The sequence below is a fragment of the Falsiroseomonas bella genome (assembly GCF_003173615.1).
GTDB classification, from domain to species: Bacteria; Pseudomonadota; Alphaproteobacteria; order Acetobacterales; family Acetobacteraceae; genus Falsiroseomonas; species Falsiroseomonas bella.
This window is the reverse complement of sequence record NZ_QGNA01000001.1, coordinates 308,711-325,157: the sequence shown is the minus strand read 5'-3', so window position 1 is coordinate 325,157 and position 16,447 is coordinate 308,711. Positions and strand designations below refer to the sequence as shown.

13 protein-coding genes are annotated in these 16,447 nt (G+C 71.1%); 4 read left to right on the top strand and 9 right to left on the bottom strand.

Annotated elements, in window-relative coordinates; all coding sequences use genetic code 11:
• Positions 1-6: 6 nt before the first annotated feature.
• The gene (locus tag DFH01_RS01450) at positions 7-1,305 is read right to left on the bottom strand and encodes a bifunctional enoyl-CoA hydratase/phosphate acetyltransferase (protein ID WP_109868627.1); all 1,299 of its coding nucleotides are present in this window, start codon (positions 1,303-1,305) and stop codon (positions 7-9) included.
• Between the two features lie 61 nt (positions 1,306-1,366).
• Positions 1,367-2,227, bottom strand: coding sequence for a glycosyltransferase family 2 protein (locus DFH01_RS01445; protein ID WP_109868626.1), 861 nt, complete (start codon positions 2,225-2,227; stop codon positions 1,367-1,369).
• A gap of 174 nt (positions 2,228-2,401) precedes the next feature.
• Between DFH01_RS01445 and DFH01_RS01440 the strand changes: the two genes are divergently transcribed.
• The gene (locus DFH01_RS01440) at positions 2,402-2,797 is read left to right on the top strand and encodes a hypothetical protein (RefSeq protein WP_146216968.1); all 396 of its coding nucleotides are present in this window, start codon (positions 2,402-2,404) and stop codon (positions 2,795-2,797) included.
• A 28-nt stretch (positions 2,798-2,825) separates the two neighbouring features.
• Here DFH01_RS01440 and DFH01_RS01435 read toward each other — a convergent pair whose 3' ends face one another.
• Complete coding sequence (locus DFH01_RS01435; RefSeq protein ID WP_109868624.1) at positions 2,826-3,752, bottom strand: polysaccharide deacetylase family protein; 927 nt, start codon at positions 3,750-3,752, stop codon at positions 2,826-2,828.
• A gap of 75 nt (positions 3,753-3,827) precedes the next feature.
• Here DFH01_RS01435 and DFH01_RS01430 point away from each other — a divergent pair, with 75 nt between their 5' ends.
• Entirely contained in the window at positions 3,828-5,060 is a 1,233-nt protein-coding gene (locus DFH01_RS01430) for a CaiB/BaiF CoA transferase family protein (protein ID WP_109868623.1), read from the top strand.
• Between the two features lie 88 nt (positions 5,061-5,148).
• Here the strand turns inward: DFH01_RS01430 and DFH01_RS01425 are convergent, their stop codons facing one another.
• From DFH01_RS01425 to DFH01_RS01400, 6 genes are all read right to left on the bottom strand, one after another.
• Complete coding sequence (locus DFH01_RS01425; protein ID WP_158287572.1) at positions 5,149-6,717, bottom strand: ABC transporter substrate-binding protein; 1,569 nt, start codon at positions 6,715-6,717, stop codon at positions 5,149-5,151.
• 16 nt (positions 6,718-6,733) lie between these two features.
• Positions 6,734-8,158: a M20 family metallopeptidase gene (locus tag DFH01_RS01420; RefSeq protein WP_109869869.1), complete on the bottom strand. Its 1,425-nt coding sequence runs from the start codon at positions 8,156-8,158 to the stop codon at positions 6,734-6,736.
• A gap of 5 nt (positions 8,159-8,163) precedes the next feature.
• Entirely contained in the window at positions 8,164-9,861 is a 1,698-nt protein-coding gene (locus tag DFH01_RS01415) for a M28 family peptidase (protein WP_109868621.1), read from the bottom strand.
• On the bottom strand, positions 9,858-11,279 hold the full coding sequence (locus DFH01_RS01410) for a M20/M25/M40 family metallo-hydrolase (RefSeq protein WP_109868620.1): 1,422 nt from the start codon (positions 11,277-11,279) through the stop codon (positions 9,858-9,860). Before DFH01_RS01410 ends, DFH01_RS01415 begins: the two co-directional genes overlap by 4 nt.
• Before the next feature lie 80 nt (positions 11,280-11,359).
• On the bottom strand, positions 11,360-13,108 hold the full coding sequence (locus DFH01_RS01405; RefSeq protein ID WP_109868619.1) for a M28 family peptidase: 1,749 nt from the start codon (positions 13,106-13,108) through the stop codon (positions 11,360-11,362).
• A gap of 71 nt (positions 13,109-13,179) precedes the next feature.
• Positions 13,180-13,872, bottom strand: coding sequence for a FadR/GntR family transcriptional regulator (locus DFH01_RS01400; protein WP_109868618.1), 693 nt, complete (start codon positions 13,870-13,872; stop codon positions 13,180-13,182).
• Positions 13,873-13,965: 93 nt separating this feature from the next.
• On the opposite strand from DFH01_RS01400, the gene DFH01_RS01395 reads away from it, so the two are divergent.
• Entirely contained in the window at positions 13,966-14,970 is a 1,005-nt protein-coding gene (locus DFH01_RS01395) for a Bug family tripartite tricarboxylate transporter substrate binding protein (protein WP_109868617.1), read from the top strand.
• Positions 14,967-16,436 (top strand): sulfatase family protein, encoded by a 1,470-nt coding sequence (locus tag DFH01_RS01390; protein WP_158287571.1) that lies wholly within the window; start codon positions 14,967-14,969, stop codon positions 16,434-16,436. Before DFH01_RS01395 ends, DFH01_RS01390 begins: the two co-directional genes overlap by 4 nt.
• Positions 16,437-16,447 lie beyond the last annotated feature (11 nt).

Here is a 16,447-nt window from a genome sequence, read left to right as displayed (position 1 = left end):
GCCGGCTCAGCCCTCCGCCATCAGCCGGAGCAGCGCCGCCGAGGCGAGGCGGGAGGTCGCGTCGTCGCTGCGGCTGGTCAGCGCCATCGGCACGCGCAGCCCGAGCACGATGCCCGCGCCCTCCGCGCCGCCGAGATGCGCGAGCTGCTTGGCGAGCATGTTGCCGCTCTCGATATCCGGCACCACCAGGATGTCGGCACGGCCCGCGACGCCGCTGACGATGCCCTTCGCCTGGGCCGCGGCCTCGCTGACCGCGTTGTCGAAGGCGAGCGGGCCGTCGAGCAGGCCGCCGGTGATCTGGCCGCGATCGGCCATCTTGCACAGCGCCGCGGCGTCCAGCGTGGAGACCATCTTGGGCGTCACCGTCTCCACCGCCGAGAGAAGCGCGACGCGCGGCAGCTCGATGCCGATGGCGGCGGCGAGGCGGATGGCGTTGCGCACGATGTCCGCCTTGGCTTCCAGATCCGGTGCGATGTTCACCGCGGCATCGGTGATGATCAGCAGCCGCGGATAGAGCGGCGCATCCATCACGAAGGCATGGCTGACGCGACGTTCCGTGCGCAGCCCGGCTTCCCGGGCGATGGCGGCGCCGAGCAGCTCGTCCGTATGCAGGCTGCCTTTCATCAGCGCGGCCGCGCGGCCCTGCGCGACCAGGGCGACGGCCGCTTCGGCGCTGGCATGGCTGTGCGGGGTGGGCACCAGCTCGCAGCCTGTGAGGTCCAGGCCGGCGGCTTCGGCGGCGGCCCGGATGCGGGCTTCCGGCCCGACCAGGATCGGCGCGATCAGGCCGTGGCGGGCAGCGAGCAGCGTGCCTTCCAGGCTGGCGGCGTCGCAGGGATGGGCGACGGCGGTCGGCACCGGCGGCAGCGGACGGCAGCGCGCCAGCAGGATCTCCAGCATCCGCCGCGGCTGGGTGCCGAAGGGCGTGTCGGGGCTGAGCGCCGGCGCGGCGGGGGGCGCGACCTCCGCCATGCCCTCCAGCACGGCCGAGCCGTCCTCCCGCCGGACGGCGCAACGTAGCAGCAGCGCGCCCGGCGGGCCGGCGCCGGCGACCTCCGCCGAGAGGTCGAGCAGGTCGCCCTCCGTCAGCGGGCCCGCATAGCGGAAGTCCTCACGCAGCAGCCGCGTGCCCGGGCCTGGGAAGCGGGTGACCAGCAGGCGGGTCATGAGCGTGGCGGCGGCACGGCTGGCCAGCGCGGGATCGGCCGAGCCGATCAGTGCGGCGACGGGGGCGAGCTCGGCGGCGGTGATGCGGTGGCGCAGCGCGTGGCGTGCGCCGGGCGGGAAGGCGGGGGAGGCATCCATGACCGCACCTTTGCGAAGCGGATCGGCGGCTGTCCAGCGCGGGCGCGTGACAGGCGACGGGTCAGTGTCCCGGCCGGCCCCGCAGCCAGGCGAGGGTGCCGGCGATGCCGGCCAAGTCGGCGACGGTCTTGCCGATCCGCAGCGTCAGGGCGTGCCCGGCCGCCTTTCCGGCATGGTGCAGCAGGCGGGCGCGGGCCTCCCGCCGGGCGGCGGCCGCCCCCCCGCCATGAAGGGCCGTGAAGCGCAGCCTGGACCAGGCCATGCACCGCGCTTTCCGCCAGGTGGTGGCAAGGGTCGGCGGGGAGGATCGGCCGCCGGCATGGGCGACGCGGGCCGTGGGCTCAAGCAGGGCACCGCCGGCCCGGGCGCAGAGATCGTCATCCTCGTAGAACAGGAAGAAATGCTCGTCGAAGCGGAGCCGGTCGGCGCCGCGCAGCAGCAGGCAGGCGCCGGAGGCGAAGTCCACGCAGACCGGACCCTCGGGCCAGGGCTCCGCGCCGCGGTCGCGGGGCAGCAGGCGCCGGCGGGGCTGGGCGGCGTTCCAGGAGCGGACCGGGCGACCCTCGGCATCCAGCAGCAGGGGGGCGACAAGCCGGTGCCCGGGATGCGCCTCGGCCGCCGCGACCAGGGCGGCGATGGCGGCCTCCGAGAGGCGGGAGTCGGGATTGGCGAGCAGGACGAACTCCGTCCGCGCGGCCTCGAGCCCGATATTGCAGGCGGCGCCGAAGCCAAGATTGTTAATGTTTTCAATAATCTGGGCGTCGGGCCGCTGCGCCCGCGCTATCGCCCGCGTCTCGTCGGGTGAGGCATTGTCCACCACGATGACCGGCATGCCGGCGGGGCAGGCGGCGAGGAATCCGCCGATTGTCCCGGCGCTGCGCCAGGTGACCGTCACGATGGTGACGCGCGGCGCGGTCGACATGGCGCCGCTTCGCACGGGTCGCCCGGCCCGGCAAGGCGCGATTCATACGTAACGGCTAAGGGTAGGGGCGAAAAACGCAGGGCGGCCCTGCCCAATAAAATGGCTGCAAGACGGGTCCGACTGCGCTACACGGGCGCCTTTCCAAGGCAAACCTTTGACGGAACTGACTGAACGATGGGTGTCGTGATCGGGGAGGTGGCTCGGAAACTCGGCTATCGCCCGGGAATGGCCTGTGCGGTGATCGGCAATCCGCCTGGCCTTACATTTGGTCTTCCGAGCGGCGCGACCGCGGCGGCGGACCTGATCCTGGCCTTCGCGGCCGACCGTGCGACCCTGCGGTCGGTGGCTCCGCGCGCGCTGAACCTCTACGGGATCGGGGCGCGGCTCTGGTTCGCCTACCCGAAGAAGACCGGGCCGGTGCGGTCCGACCTCGACCGCGACCATGGCTGGGACCCGGTGACCAGCGAGGGTCTGCTGCCGGTGACACAGATCGCACTGGACGATACCTGGTCCGCGCTGCGTTTCCGCTTCCGCGAGGAAATCCCGAAGGTGATGCGCGCCGGCGCCTGAGCGCCGCGCGCCCGCCCGCCCCCGGCGCCTATTCGTTCAGGCCCTTCCCCGGATAGGGATGCGTGGCCATCCAGTGGCGCGCGATCTCGATCCGGCGGGCGAACCACACCCCGCCCTTCGCCTGCATGTGGTCCAGCAGCCGCGCCAGCCCCATCGCGCGCGCCGGGTGGCCGATGATGCGGCTGTGCAGGCCGATGGACATCATCCGCGGCTGACCTGCCGCGCCCTCCTGCCAGAGCAAGTCGAAGGCATCCCGGCAGAAGCCGAACCACTGATCCGCCGTGCCATGGCCGGAATAGAAGCGCGTGTCGTTGGTCGTCAGCGAGTAGGGGACGATCAGCCGCGGCCTGCCTTCCACGGTCATCCAGAAGGGCAGCTCATCCCCGTAGTGGTCGCTGTCGTAGAGGATGCAGTCGTACTCCATCAGCAGCCGGCGCGTGTTCACGCTCGGCGCGTAGCGGCAGTACCAGCCGGCCGGGGGCATGCCGAGGGTGCGGCGGAAGGACTCCACGGCGCGCGCGATGTGGTCGCGCTCCGTCGCCTCATCCAACTCGAAATGCTTCTCCCACCGCCAGCCATGGCCGCAGAGGTCGTGACCCGACTCGCGGATCGCGGCGGCGAGCGGCGGATTGCGTTCCAGCGCGCGGGCGCAGGCGAACATGGTCATGGGGATGCCGCGCTCCGCGAAGATGCGCAGCACGCGCCAGGCGCCGACGCGGCTGCCGAATTCGAACAGCGTCTCCGCCCCCATGTCGCGGCCGCCGGGCAAGGAGGCGCGGCCATGGCTCTCGCTGAGATGCGTCTCGGTGAAGCCGTCCCCGTCCTGCACGGAGTATTCCGAGCCTTCCTCGACATTCAGCACGAAGTTGACCGCGACCTTCGCGCCGCCCGGCCACTGCGGATCGGGCCATTTCCCGCCATAGCCGATGAAGTCGCGCTTGGTTTCCCAGGGCATTCCGCCGCTCCCGCCGATTGACCACGCTCTCTCGCGGCCCATAGCTTCGGTCCTGTTCAGGGCATCGGGCAAGACATGGCAGCACGCGCGCGCAAGACGCTCCGGCAGTTCGATCCATCAGCGCGCGGCGCGCTGGATGGCGTGCGCGTGGTGGATCTCTCCCGCCTCGTAGCGGGGAACGTGCTGACCAAGGTGCTGGCCGACCACGGCGCCGATGTGATCAAGGTGGAGCCGCCCGCCGGCGACAGCCTGCGCGCCTGGAAGGTGAAGGGCGTCGAGACGAGCTGGAAGGCCTTCTGCCGCAACAAGCGCAGCGTGTGCCTGGACCTGCGCGCGCCGGAGGGCATCGTGATCGTGCGCCGCCTGGCCCAGGACGCCGCGATGCTGGTGGAAAGCTTCCGGCCGGGCGTGCTGGAGGCGATGGGGCTGGCGCCGGAGGACCTGCTCGCGCTCAATCCGAAGCTGGTGATCGTGCGCGTCTCGGGCTGGGGGCAGACGGGGCCGTATCGCCACAAGCCCGGCTTCGGCACGCTGGTGGAAGGCTATGCCGGCTTCGCCGCGCTGAACGGCTTCGGCGACCGCGAGCCGGTCCTGCCGCCGATGTTCATGGCCGATGCCTATGCCGGGCTGTATGGCGCGTCCGCCGCGATGATCGCGCTGCACCACGCAAACCGCAGGGGCGAGGGCCAGGTGGTGGACCTCTCGCTGTTCGAGCCGATCTTCGCGGTGCTGGAGCCGCAGATGGCGAATTGGCGCCTGACGGGGCAGGTGAAGCCGCGCACCGGCAGCCGCAGCACCAACACCGCGCCGCGCAACGCCTATCGCACGAAGGATGGGCGCTGGCTGGGCCTGTCCACCTCCACGCAGGGCGTCTTCGTGCGCCTGATGCAGAGCATCGGCCGGCCGGAACTGGCCGAGGACCCGCGCTTCCGCAGCAATCCCGACCGGCTGCAGCACATCGAGGAGCTCGACGCGGTGGTGCGGGATGCGGTGGCGCAACTCACCATCGAGGAGGCGCTGCGGAAGTTTGACGCGGACGGCGTGACGATCGGGCCGATCATGGATGTGCGCGACCTGGACGCCGACGCCTATGTCGCGGAGCGCGAGGCGCTGATCGAGGTGCCGGACCCGGAGATGCCGGACGGCGTGCTGCCCATGCATGGCGAGGTGCCGCGCCTGTCCCGCACGCCGGGCATCCTGCGCAACCCGGCGCCGAAGCTGGGGCAGGACAATGAAGCGGTGTTGGCGCCGCTGCTGGGCGACGCCGACTACGCGCGGCTCAGCGAGGCGGGGGTGATCAAGGGCTGATCGGGCGCGAGGTGAGCGCCTTCCTCCTCCCTGCCATCCCCCCTCACCCAATCCTCTCCCACCTGTGGGGGGAGAGGGCTTTGAAGCGTCACTGCGCGGGCCTGATCGCGGTGGCGAAGGTGTAGCCGTCGCCGCGGGGCTGCAGCGTGAGCCCGCGCCGCACCCCGTAGCCGGCGCGCAGCGAGATGATGGGGAGGATCGCATTGTCCTCGATGGCGATGCGCGTGGCGATGGCGTTCAACCGGTCGCGCTCCGCCTCGTCGAAGGCGGCGTCCACGCGATCGAGCGCCGCGTCGAATTCCGCGTTGGAATAGCGGCCGCGGTTCAGCGAGCCATGGCCGCGCGCCGCGTTCCGCGTGCGCAGGATGGTGGCCATGCTCTCGCTCGCCACGCCGGTGGACGAGGCGAAGATGGCGAGGAAGGCGGTGAATTCCGGGTCCAGCCCCTGGCCGCCATTGGCCCGGCGGAAGAACACGGCGGATGGCAGAGCCTCCACGGTGGTGCGGATGCCGACGGACGAAAGCATTTGCCCGATCGCCTGGCAGACCCGCGCATCACCGGCGAAGCGGTCATTGGTGCATTGGATGGTCAGGTTGAAGCCGTTGGGGTAGCCGGCCTCGGCCAGCAGCGTGCGGGCGCGGGCGGGATCGTGCGGCGCCACGCCGATGGACGGGACATGCCCGATGAAGCCGGGCGCGGCGAACTGGCCCATCGGATCCGCGAAGCCTTCCATGCCGCGCTCGGCCAGTGCGACGCGGTTGATCGCAAGATTCATCGCCTGGCGGATGCGCGCGTCCCGGATCGGGTTGCGGGGCAGCGGCTGGCCGTCGGCGCCGGTGGCGAAGACCACCTGGTCGCGGAAGTGATCCAGATACATGTAGAGTGTGAACATGCCGGGCCCGCTGACCACCTGCGTCCGCTCGCTCTCCCTGAGGCGCGTGGCGAGGGAGGGTGGCACGTTGTCGATCACGTCCACGTCGCCGGCCAGCAGCGCGGCCACGCGCGAACTGTCGTTCGGGATGAAGCGGAAGCTCACGCGCTGCCACGGCTCCTGCGGACGCCAGTGGGACGCGGCACGTTCCAGCACCACCTCCTGCCCCGGCGTGAAACGCACCCAGCGATAGGGCCCCGTGCCGATCGCGGCGCGGCCGCCGTTGAAGTCGGCCTCCGTCGCGCCCTCCGTGGCGCGGGCGGAGACGATGGCGATGACGGCGAGTTGGTTCGGCAGCAGCGGCGCCGGGCCGTTGGTGCGGATCACGACGGTGCGCGCATCCTTCGCCTCCACCGCGGCGACGCTGCGGGTCTGCACAACGAAGGTGCGCAGCCCCGTGATCGCGCGCGCGCGGCGAATGGAGAAGACCACGTCATCCGCCGTCACCGGCGTGCCGTCGTGGAAGGTCAGCCCCTCGCGCAGGGTGAACTCCCAGGTGGTGGGGTCCACCAGCCGCCAGAAGGATGCGGCGCCGGGGATGGGCTTCAGGAATTCGTCCTGCAGCACCAGCGGCTCGTAGACATGCAGCTGGACGTTGCGGTTCGGCGTGTAGTTGAGATGCGGGTCGGAGCCGTCCACCGCCGCCTTGAAGCCGATGGTGAGCTGCTGCGCCGCGGCGGGCACGGCCAGCGCGGCGAGCAGGCAGGCGGTGGCGAGGCGCTTCATCGCATTGCTCCTTGCATTACTCGGCGAGCGACATGCCGAGCGCCGGCTTCGCATCCGCCGGCAGCGGGCTCTGATAGGGCTTGCCGCCGGTGCGCGCGTGGTGGTCGGCCTTGGCCTTGGCGATCAGGTCGGGGTTGAGGATCGCATCCACCGCCGTGCCGGCCATGATCTTCGCGACATGCACCATGCCGGTATGCGCCGCATCCGTCTTGCCCTGCGCCACCACCTGCCAGGAATGGCCGGGCGTGCCGATGGCATAGGTGGCGCCGCGCGCCTGCACGGTGGGAACCTTCCAGGAGACGTCGCCCACATCGGTGGAGCCGTTCATCCCCGCGCCCTTCGCGCCGAGCGGCACGATCGCGTCGCACAGTGCCTTCCCCGTCTCCGGCGGCAGGCCCTGGCGACGATAGGCGGAGCTGATGTCCTCCGGCCGCAGCGTCTTCTGGATCTCGGCGGCGAAGGCGCGGTCCTCCGCCGTGAAGGGCGGCGGGCCGAGGCGCTCGAAATTCGCATGCATCGCCTGCTCCAGCGGCGTGTTGCCGAGCAGGTTGGAGACGGCGGAGATCACCTGGGTGGTGACCGTCGTCTCCGTCATCAGCGCCGCGCCGTCGGCGATCTTGCGCACGCGCTCCACCAGCCCGGTCAGCTCCTCCAGGTTCCGCGCGCGGATCAGGTAGCGCACCTTGGTGCGTGCCTGCACGACGTTGGGCGCGATGCCGCCGGCATCGAGATAGGCGTAGTGGATGCGCGCGTCGGATGGCATGTGCTCGCGCATGTAGTTGACGCCGACATTCATCAACTCGATCGCGTCGAGCGCGGAGCGGCCGAGATGCGGGGAGGAGGCCGCATGCGCCGCGCGGCCCTGGAAGCTGAAGTCGATGCGGGTGTTGGCGAGGCTGACCGCCTCGTTCACCCCGGAGAAGGCGGCCGGATGCCAGGAGATCGCGATGTCCACGTCGTCGAAGGCGCCGGCGCGGACCATGAAGCCCTTGGCGGCGCCGCCTTCCTCCGCCGGGCAGCCATAGTAGCGCACGCGGCCCTTCACGTTGTTCGCCTTCAGCCAGTCCTTCACCGCCGCCGCGGCGAGCAGCGAGGCGGAGCCGAGAAGGTTGTGGCCGCAGCCATGCCCGCGCGTCTCGCCCGGCATCGGCTTCGGCTCCGCGATGCCGGCTTCCTGGCTGAGGCCCGGCAGCGCGTCGTATTCGCCGAGGATGGCGATGACCGGCCCGTCCTCGCCCGCCTCGCCCATCACGGCAGTGGGAATATCCGCGACGTTCTGCGTGATGCGGAAGCCCTCGCGCTCCAGCATCGCGACATGCTCGGCGCAGGAACGGTGCTCATCGTAGCAGAGCTCCGGCATGCCCCAGACGGTGTCGCTGAGCGCGGCATAGGGCTCGCGGCGCTCATCCACCAGGCGCCAGATCTGTTCATCGTTGCGGATCATCGTCAGTGTCCCATCGCGGCGCGTGCGGCATGGAGCGCGGCGGTCGCTTCCCGCAGCGCATGGGCCAGGCGGTTGCGGGCGCGCAGCGCGTCCACCATGGCGAATTTCTCCGCGTCGGATCCGGGCGCGGTCGCGGCCAGGTCGCGCAGCGGCTGCACGGCGGCCCAGGCGGGCGTCGGCAGCGCCGGGTCGTGGCGGAAGCGGTCGCCCAGCGTGTAGTCCGCCGGCACCAGCGCGCGCGAGGCTCGCATCAGCGCCGCATTCACGGCTGCGACATCCTTCGCGCCGCCACCCGGCGCCGAGAGCGCCTGTGCGGCCTGCCGCAGCGACGCCGCAGCCTGCATCAGCGGCGCAATCGGGAAGCGCCTGTCGAGCTTGCCCGCCAACGGCTCCAGCTCCTTCGCCAGCGCCTCGGCGGTCGCGGCGTGATCGAGCGGCACGACCGCATCCGTCAGCAGGCGCCAGCACACCTGCATCAGCACGCGCGTGTCGCGCACCAGGTTGGACTCGTCGATCTTGTCGAGCAGGTCGTGCGGCGTGTGCCACCACCAGCCCAGCGCATTGCGCGCCGCGCTGTGCCGGTGCGGCTGTTCGCTGATCGAGCCGAGCATCGAGGGGATGCCGATGCCGACGAAGCTCTCGTCGGAATTGCGCGCCTTACGCTTGCCCTTGTAGGTCTGGTTGGTGTGCGCCTGCACCGCCTCCGCCGCGAGGTGCCTCAGCTCCGTCATCGCGGCCGCATTCTCCAGCACGGCCGCGCCGGCGCCACCCAGGCTGTCCACGTTCACATGCGCGACACAGCGGCGGTCCAGCTCGTCCCAATGCGTGTCGGCATACCAGGCCGAGCCCGAATAGCGCCCATGCGAATGGCCGGACCAGAAGCAGATGCGCAGCCCGCGCCGCAGCGAGGATCGGCGCTGCGCCAGCAGGCGGCCGACCTCCATCATGCCGCAATTGGCCGAGCCGTTGTCCATCACGCCGTAGTACCAAGTGTCGTAGTGGCCCGACATCATCACGAAGGGGCCGTCGGCCTCCGACCCGTCGAGCTCGCATTGCAGGATCGGCGTCTTGCGCCAGCCTGTGTCCACCTCGGCATGTAGCGTCACCTGCGGCTGCTTCCCGGCGGCGAGCGCATCGCGGATCGCGCCGCCATCGGCGTTGTTGACGCTGCAGGCGACGGTGCGCGGCATCTCCGCCAGCGTGCTCGCGCCCGGGCTGCCCCAGACCGGGGAGATGCACATCTCGTGAATGTGCTCGTGATGGCTGATGTGGAGCTGTCCCGCCGCGCCGGCCGCGGTGGCGCGCGCCGCGACGGCAGGCGTCGCCATCCCCTCCACCAGCACGATGCGGCCGCGCAGATCCTTGCCGGCGAAATCCTCGTCGGTGCCGTGGCCGAGATAGACCGGCACGCCCGAAAGCCCGCCGGCGGGCGAGGGCAGGGAGAAGGATTGCGTGATCGCGGTCACCGCCTTGCCGTCAACGGTCACGCTCGCCTTGCCGGGCAGGCTGATGAAGGCGTCGTGCAGCAGCAGCGTCGTGCGGAAGCCGTATTCCTGCATCCGCTTCTCGAGGAAGCCGAAGGCCTCGCGCTCCTCCGCGGTGCCCGACAGCTTCACCCAGCGCGCGATCTCGCGCAGGTTCGCCATCATCTCCGGGCCGCTGACGGCGGCGGCGAGGCTGTCGGGCGGGGCGTCGGTCATCGGGGGGTTCCTTTCGCATCGCGGCGAGGCGTCTGGCCCTCGCCGATGTCCCACCAGAGCCCGGCCATCAGGCCGAGCCCCTCGCGCAGCAGCGGCGCCAGCGCGTGCTCGTCCGGGCCGTGCTGGTTGCATCCGGCATAGCTGTTCGGGATCCAGATCACCGGCAGTCCCAGCTCCTCCTGGAACATGTCCGAAGGATTGGAGCCGGAGGAATTCGGCACGACGTTGGGCGCGCGGCCGGCGCTGCGCTGCATGCTGTCGGCGACGAAGCGCACCCAGGGATCGTCCGGATCGGTGCGGCTGGCGCCGAACATGTCGCGCTCCAGCACCGGCTCGACGCGCACGATCTGGAAGCCGTGCTTGTCCAGGTGGCGGCGCAGCGCCGGCACGATGTCGGCGCCCTTGATGTCGGCGCAATGGCGCACCTGCAGCCGTGCCCGGGCCTCGCCCTGCACGGCGTTGGTCGGCGCGTCCGGATGGCCGGTGAGGGCGGCGAGCACGATCACGCTCGTCCAGCCGAACATCTTTTCCGCTTTCGTCAGACCGGGCTCGCCCCAGTCGGGGTCGCCTTCCGGCAGGCCGGGGATGTCCTCGAAAACCAGGGCGCCGATCGCGCGCTTCACGGCGGGCGGGATCTCCTTCGGAGTCCAGCCCTCCACCTGGATGCGGCCCTTGCGGTCCACGATGCTCGCCATGGCCTGCGCGAGCACGAAGCCGGGATCGGTCAGCACGCCGCCCCAATGGCCGGAATGATGCGCGTGGTCGCGCAGATGCACCACGAGGTCGAAGGCGACGCCGCCCCGCGCGCCGAGCTTCATCTCCGGCATGAAGGTCGTCTGCCGCGGCCCGTCGAGGCCGATGAAGACATCGGCGGCGAGCCGGTGCTTCTCCGCCCGCAGCAGCTCGCGCAGGCCGGGCGAGCCCTGTTCCTCGCCGGTCTCCACCAGCACCTTCGCATTGAAGCCCAGGCGGCCGCGCTCCGCGATGACGGCGCGCAGCGCATCGATGGCGATCAGATGCTGGCCCTTGTTGTCCACCGTGCCGCGGCCGTACCATTTCTCGCCGCGCACCGTGACCTGCCAGGGATCGAGCCCCGCGCTCCATTTCGGCGCGAGGCCGCGCACGACGTCGCCATGACCATAGACCAGCACGGTGGGCAGCGCGGGGTCCTCGATGCGCGTGCCGACGAAGACCGGGCCGCGCCCCTCGCGGGGGTTGTCGAGAACGGTGGGCTCGAAGCCCATGCCCCGCATCAGCGCCGGCATCGTCTCCGCGCAATAGCGCGTCAGCGCCGGCAGGCTGCCCTCGAGCTGGCTCTCGGTCGGCACGGCGACGAGGTCGCGCAGCCGCGCGAGGTACTCGCCCTCGTCGAAGCCGCGCTGCGCCCGCGCGATGGCCCCAGCCCGCGAAGCCGTCATGCCCTGATCCCCAACCCGTCGCCCCGATGCTGGCACGCATCCGCGCCCGGCGAAAAGAGGCCGGGCGCGATTGCGTCGCGTCAGCCGTCGGCGAAACGTACCAGCCGCGTCGCCTCGCGCAGCGCGGCCACGTAGCGGTTCCGCCCGCGCAGCAGCTGGGTTTGCGCGAAGCCGCGCATCGTGCCCTCGTGGCGCTTCAGCTCGGCCGCCGCCGCAAGGCAGGGCAGGGAACCCGTGGAATAGGCGGGATCGTGCGTGAAGCGCGGGCCGGTGGTGAAATCCAGCGGCACCAGCAGGCGCGCAAGCCGCTTCAGCACCGCATTGGCGCGCGCCGCCGGCACGGCGCCGGCGGCGGCATCGCGCTGCAGCGTCGCGACCGCGCCGCGGAACTCCTCCGTCGCGGCGATGGCGGGCGAGAGATCGGCAAGACCACCCGCGGCCTCGGCGTAGCGCGCCAGCGTCCGGGCGAAGTTTTCGGCCGTCGCGGTGAACTCGAAAGGCAGCAGTTCCGGCTGCGTCACGCGCAGCACGGAGAGCAGGTAGATCCGCATGTCGCGCAGCAAATTGTCCTTGTCCGCGATCTCCAGCGTGTCGTTCTCGGTGTGCCAGGCGATGTTCCCGCCGCAGCCGGAGACGTCGTAGTAGCCCTTCTCCTTCCGCAGCTCGTCCGGCATGGTCGAGCTCAGCATGTAGAAGCTGGTGATGCCGATGTTGTTGAAGGAGTAGTCACCCGCCTGCTTCGGGCGCTTGGTCTTCACCACCGCGTCGGGAACCACCTCGGTGATCGCGGCCGTCACCAGCGCATTCGTCTCCGGCATGCTGGTAGTGTCGTGGAAGCTGGTGGCCCAGCGGCAGCCGGGGCTGTCGCAGTTCACCTGCGCCACGCAATGCTCGTCGAGGTCGATGGCGAAGGCATCCGAGTACCAGGTGCTGCCAGCATAGCGGCCCGTCGAATGGCCGGGCCACCAGCAGATGCGCACGCCGCGGCGAAGCTGCGCGCGATTCGCCCACAACACGCGTGCGATCTCCAGCAGCGTGGCGTTGCCGGTAGCGTTGTCGCCGACGCCGACATCCCAGGAATCGTAGTGGCCATGTAGCAGCACGAAGTCATCGGTGCCGTCCGTGCCGGGGATGCGCACCTCCGGCACGACCTGCGCGAACAGGCCTTCGAGCAGTTCGCTCCGGATCGTCGCGCTGCCGCCGGCCTCGGCGACCTTCCGCAGCGCCTCGCCGCTCGCCTTGTTCACCGTGGCCATCGGGATCTTCGGCTTGCGCGGCAGGTCATCGAGATCAGGCGTGCCCCAGATCGTGGTGCAGGTGCCCCAATGCACATCGACGCCCGGATTGGCCGCGATCACGCCGAGCCCGCCCCATTCCTCCACCAGGGAGGCGATGGCGGGGTTGCCGAAGCCTTCCGTCAGCAGGATCTTGCCGGCGACGCGGTCGCGCGCCTCCGCCTCGTCGCGGATGCTGCCGCCGAACAGCTTGCCGATGTCGCGCGAATAGGAGCGCAGCGCGGCCGGGTTCGCCGGCAGGTAGACCAGCGGCGCGGTGCGCCCCTGCGGCACCGGCAGCGAGGAGGTGGGCGGCTTTGCGCGATGCGTGACGCCGCCGGCTTCCACCGAGGCCGAGAGCGGCACCGCCAGGTAAATCTCCGGCCGGTGCAGCGTGACGGGAATGCCGCGGGCGCGCAGCCGTTCCCCGATCATCTCGCCGCTGCGGTTCACCTCGTCGGGCAGGGTGCGCACCGTGCGGGAGAAGGTTTCCACCAGCTCCCAGGGCGCATCCAGCGTCACCTGGTCCAGCAGCTTGCGCTCGAATGCGTCCATCGCCTGCCATCTCCTCGCCATCGGCCAGGCGACAGGCTTGCACCGGATCGCGCCGGGCGGAAGCGCCCCCGCTATGCGCCTTCCAGGCCCTGGAGCCGCGCGCGGCGCACGGCCGAGAGGTGGCGGCGCATCGCGGCGCGCGCCGCGGCGGCATCGCCAGCCACGATCGCCGTAGCGATGGCCGCGTGCTCCGCCAGGTTGTCGCGCCGCCGTGCCGGCGACACGGCGAGGTCGGTCAGGCGGCTCGCCAGCGGCGCCGTCTGGTCGCGCCACAGCCCGCCGACGATGCGCGCGAGCGCGGTGTTCCCCGCGGCTTCCGCGATGGCGAGGTGGAAGGCGCGGTCGCTGTCCTCGTCCGGCCGGCCGGCGCGGCGCGCGGCGGCCATGCGGCCGAAGGCCTCGGCGACGGCGGCGCGCGCCGCCGGCTCGGCCCGCGCGGCGCGGGCGGCGCATTCGGGCTCCACCACCATGCGCGCTTCCAGCACGTCGAAGGGCCCGGGCGCATCGGCGGGTTGCGCCACGGGTTCCGGCGCGCCGTTGCGGACATAGACGCCCGAGCCGCCGCGCACCTCGACGAGGCCCGCGATCTCGAGCGCGATCAGCGCCTCCCGCACCGATGGCCGGCTGACGTTGAGGCGCTGCGCCAGTTCGCGTTCCGCGGGCAGGCGGCTGCCGGGCGGCAGGTCGCCGCGGGCGATCATCGCCGCGATCTGCTCGGCGATACGGCGGAACAGGCGCCGCGGCTCGATGGGTTCGAAGGGCATGCGGTGGCTTCGCTGGTTGACAGGTGTTTGGCACCCGGACCAGCATCCTTCAACTGGTCAGGCCACTTTGCCACGGAACCGGGGGAGGAAGGGATGTCCGAACGCCATCACGGGGCCGCCTTGGCGCGGCCCGGCCGTCGCGCGCTGCTGCTCGGCACGGCGGGCGCGCTGGCCCTGCCTGCGGCGGTCCAGGCGCAGGGCGAGTGGCCCGCGCGCAACATCCGCATCGTGGTTCCCTTTGCGCCCGGCGGCTCCTCCGATGTCTCCGCGCGGCTGGTTGCCAACCACCTGGGCACGCGGCTCGGCCGCACGGTCGTGGTGGACAACAAGCCCGGTGCCGCCACCGTCATCGGCACCACGGAAGTCGCGCGCAGCGCGCCGGATGGCTACACGCTGCTGCTGACGCCGCCGCCCTTCGCCATCATCCCCTTCGCCTACGCCAACCTGCCCTTCAATTCCGAGCGCGACTTCCGGCCCGTCGCGCTGCTCGTGCTCAGCCCGAACGCGCTGATGGTCAGCAGCGAAGTGCCGGCGCAGAACTTCGCGGAGTTCGTCGCGCTGGCGAAGTCGCGGCCGGGGCAGCTCAACTACGCCTCGCCGGGCAACGGTTCGCTGCCGCATGTCGCGTTCGAACTGTTGAAGCTGCGCGCCGGCATCGACCTGGTGCATGTGCCCTATCGCGGCGGCGGGCCCGCCGTAGCGGACCTCGCCGCCGGCCGCGTGCAGGCGATGATCGCAAGCCCGCTGGAAGCCGCGGGGCAGGTGCAGGCCGGGCGCGTGCGGCCGCTGATGGTCGCCGGCACGCCGCGCATCTCCGCCTGGCCGGAGGTGCCGACGGCGGACGAGGCGGGGCTCGCCGGCTTCTCGACACCCGGCTGGTTCGGGCTGACGGCGCCCGCTGGCGTGCCGGATGCGATCGTCCAGCGCCTGAACACCGAGATCAACGCGGTGCTCGCGATGCCGGAGGTGACGGGACGCCTGGGCGAGATGGGAGCGAGCGCCGCGCCGGGAACAGCGGAATCCTTCGGCGCGCTGATTGCCGACCAGCGCAAGCAATGGGCCGAGGCGGTGCGCGCCGCGGGGATCCGCATCGAGTGAGCAAACGCCCGAACATCCTCTGGATCTGCACCGATCAGCAGCGCTGGGACACGATCCGCCGCCTCGGCAATCCGCATATCCGCACGCCGGCGCAGGACGGGCTGGCCGAGCGCGGCACGGCGTTCCGCCGTGCCTACACGCAGTCGCCAATCTGCACACCGTCGCGCGCGAGCATGCTCACGGGACGCTACCCGGCGAGCCACCACGTCTACCGCAACGGCAACGCCTTCTTCCCGCCGAACGAGGTGCTGGTCACGCGCATCCTGGCCGACCACGGCTATGATTGCGGGCTGGTCGGCAAGCTGCATCTCTCCGCCGCGAAGCACCATGAGAAGCGCACCGACGACGGCTACCGCGTGTTCCACTGGAACCACCACCCCACGCCGGATGCCGCGCGTGGCGATGCCTATGAGCACTGGCTGCGGCACGAGAAGAAGGTGGACCCGCAGGCGCTGTATCGCGACAAGGGCGCCTTCGTCGGCGCAGGCGTGCCTGCGGAGTACCACCAATCCACCTGGTGCGCCGAGATGGCGATCCGGTTCATCACCGATCGCCGCGACGGGCCCTGGTGCCTCTCGCTGAATTTCTTCGACCCGCACGCACCCTTTGATGCGCCGCCGGAGGCGCTGGCGCGGGTGGATGCGGCGACGCTGCCGCTGCCGCTGTGGCGCCCTTCGGACGCCGAGCGCTGGCGCGACTTCGAGGGGGTTGACCAGCAGCAGAAGAAGCCGGTGGACCCCACCATCCGCCGCAATGCCGCGCCGGCCCCGCCGCCGAAGGAACGCGACCACGACAAGGTGGCGTCGCATGTGCCCGAGGATTACGACGCGTTGCAGGTGAAGGCCAACTACTACGCCATGATCGAGCACCTGGACGTCCAGGTCGCGCGCATCCTGGCAGCGCTGCGCGACAGCGGGCAGGAGGAGGACACGCTGGTCCTGTTCCACTCGGATCATGGCGAATTGCTCGGCGACCACGGCCTTGTGCTGAAGGGCTGCCGGTTCTTCGAAGGGCTTGTGCATGTGCCGATGCTGTGGCGCTGGCCCGGCCGCGTGCAGGCGGGGCTTGAGAGCGACGCGCTGGTGGAGCTCGTGGACATCGCGCCGACGCTGCTGGAGGCCGCCGGCATCGCGGTGCCCTGGCAGATGCAGGGCCGCTCGCTTCTGCCGATTCTGGAAGGCCGCGCCGACCCGCATGTCCACAAGGCGCATGTCGTCTGCGAGTTCAAGGACAGCATCGGCGGTCACTCGGACCACAGCCACGGCTCCATGGTGTTCGACGGGCGCTGGAAGTCGGTGGTCTATCATGGGCACGCGAAGGGCGAGATCTTCGACCACGCCAGCGATCCCGGCGAGTTCGACAATCTGTGGGACGACGCCGCGCTGCGGGCGGACAGGCTGAAGGCGCATCTGGACGCGCTGGCCGCGACGATCAGCGCGGGCCCGCCGCGCAGCGCCCTGTATTGAGGAGAGTGCGG

Coding starts and splice junctions, on each gene's coding strand:
- DFH01_RS01410 (WP_109868620.1), bottom strand. CDS start 11,279: ATGACGGCTTCGCGGGCTGGGGCCATCGCGCGGGCGCAGCGCGGCTTC.
- DFH01_RS01415 (WP_109868621.1), bottom strand. CDS start 9,861: ATGACCGACGCCCCGCCCGACAGCCTCGCCGCCGCCGTCAGCGGCCCG.
- DFH01_RS01400 (WP_109868618.1), bottom strand. CDS start 13,872: ATGCCCTTCGAACCCATCGAGCCGCGGCGCCTGTTCCGCCGTATCGCC.
- DFH01_RS01445 (WP_109868626.1), bottom strand. CDS start 2,227: ATGTCGACCGCGCCGCGCGTCACCATCGTGACGGTCACCTGGCGCAGC.
- DFH01_RS01405 (WP_109868619.1), bottom strand. CDS start 13,108: ATGGACGCATTCGAGCGCAAGCTGCTGGACCAGGTGACGCTGGATGCG.
- DFH01_RS01425 (WP_158287572.1), bottom strand. CDS start 6,717: ATGAAGCGCCTCGCCACCGCCTGCCTGCTCGCCGCGCTGGCCGTGCCC.
- DFH01_RS01395 (WP_109868617.1), top strand. CDS start 13,966: ATGTCCGAACGCCATCACGGGGCCGCCTTGGCGCGGCCCGGCCGTCGC.
- DFH01_RS01430 (WP_109868623.1), top strand. CDS start 3,828: ATGGCAGCACGCGCGCGCAAGACGCTCCGGCAGTTCGATCCATCAGCG.
- DFH01_RS01435 (WP_109868624.1), bottom strand. CDS start 3,752: ATGCCCTGGGAAACCAAGCGCGACTTCATCGGCTATGGCGGGAAATGG.
- DFH01_RS01440 (WP_146216968.1), top strand. CDS start 2,402: ATGGGTGTCGTGATCGGGGAGGTGGCTCGGAAACTCGGCTATCGCCCG.
- DFH01_RS01450 (WP_109868627.1), bottom strand. CDS start 1,305: ATGGATGCCTCCCCCGCCTTCCCGCCCGGCGCACGCCACGCGCTGCGC.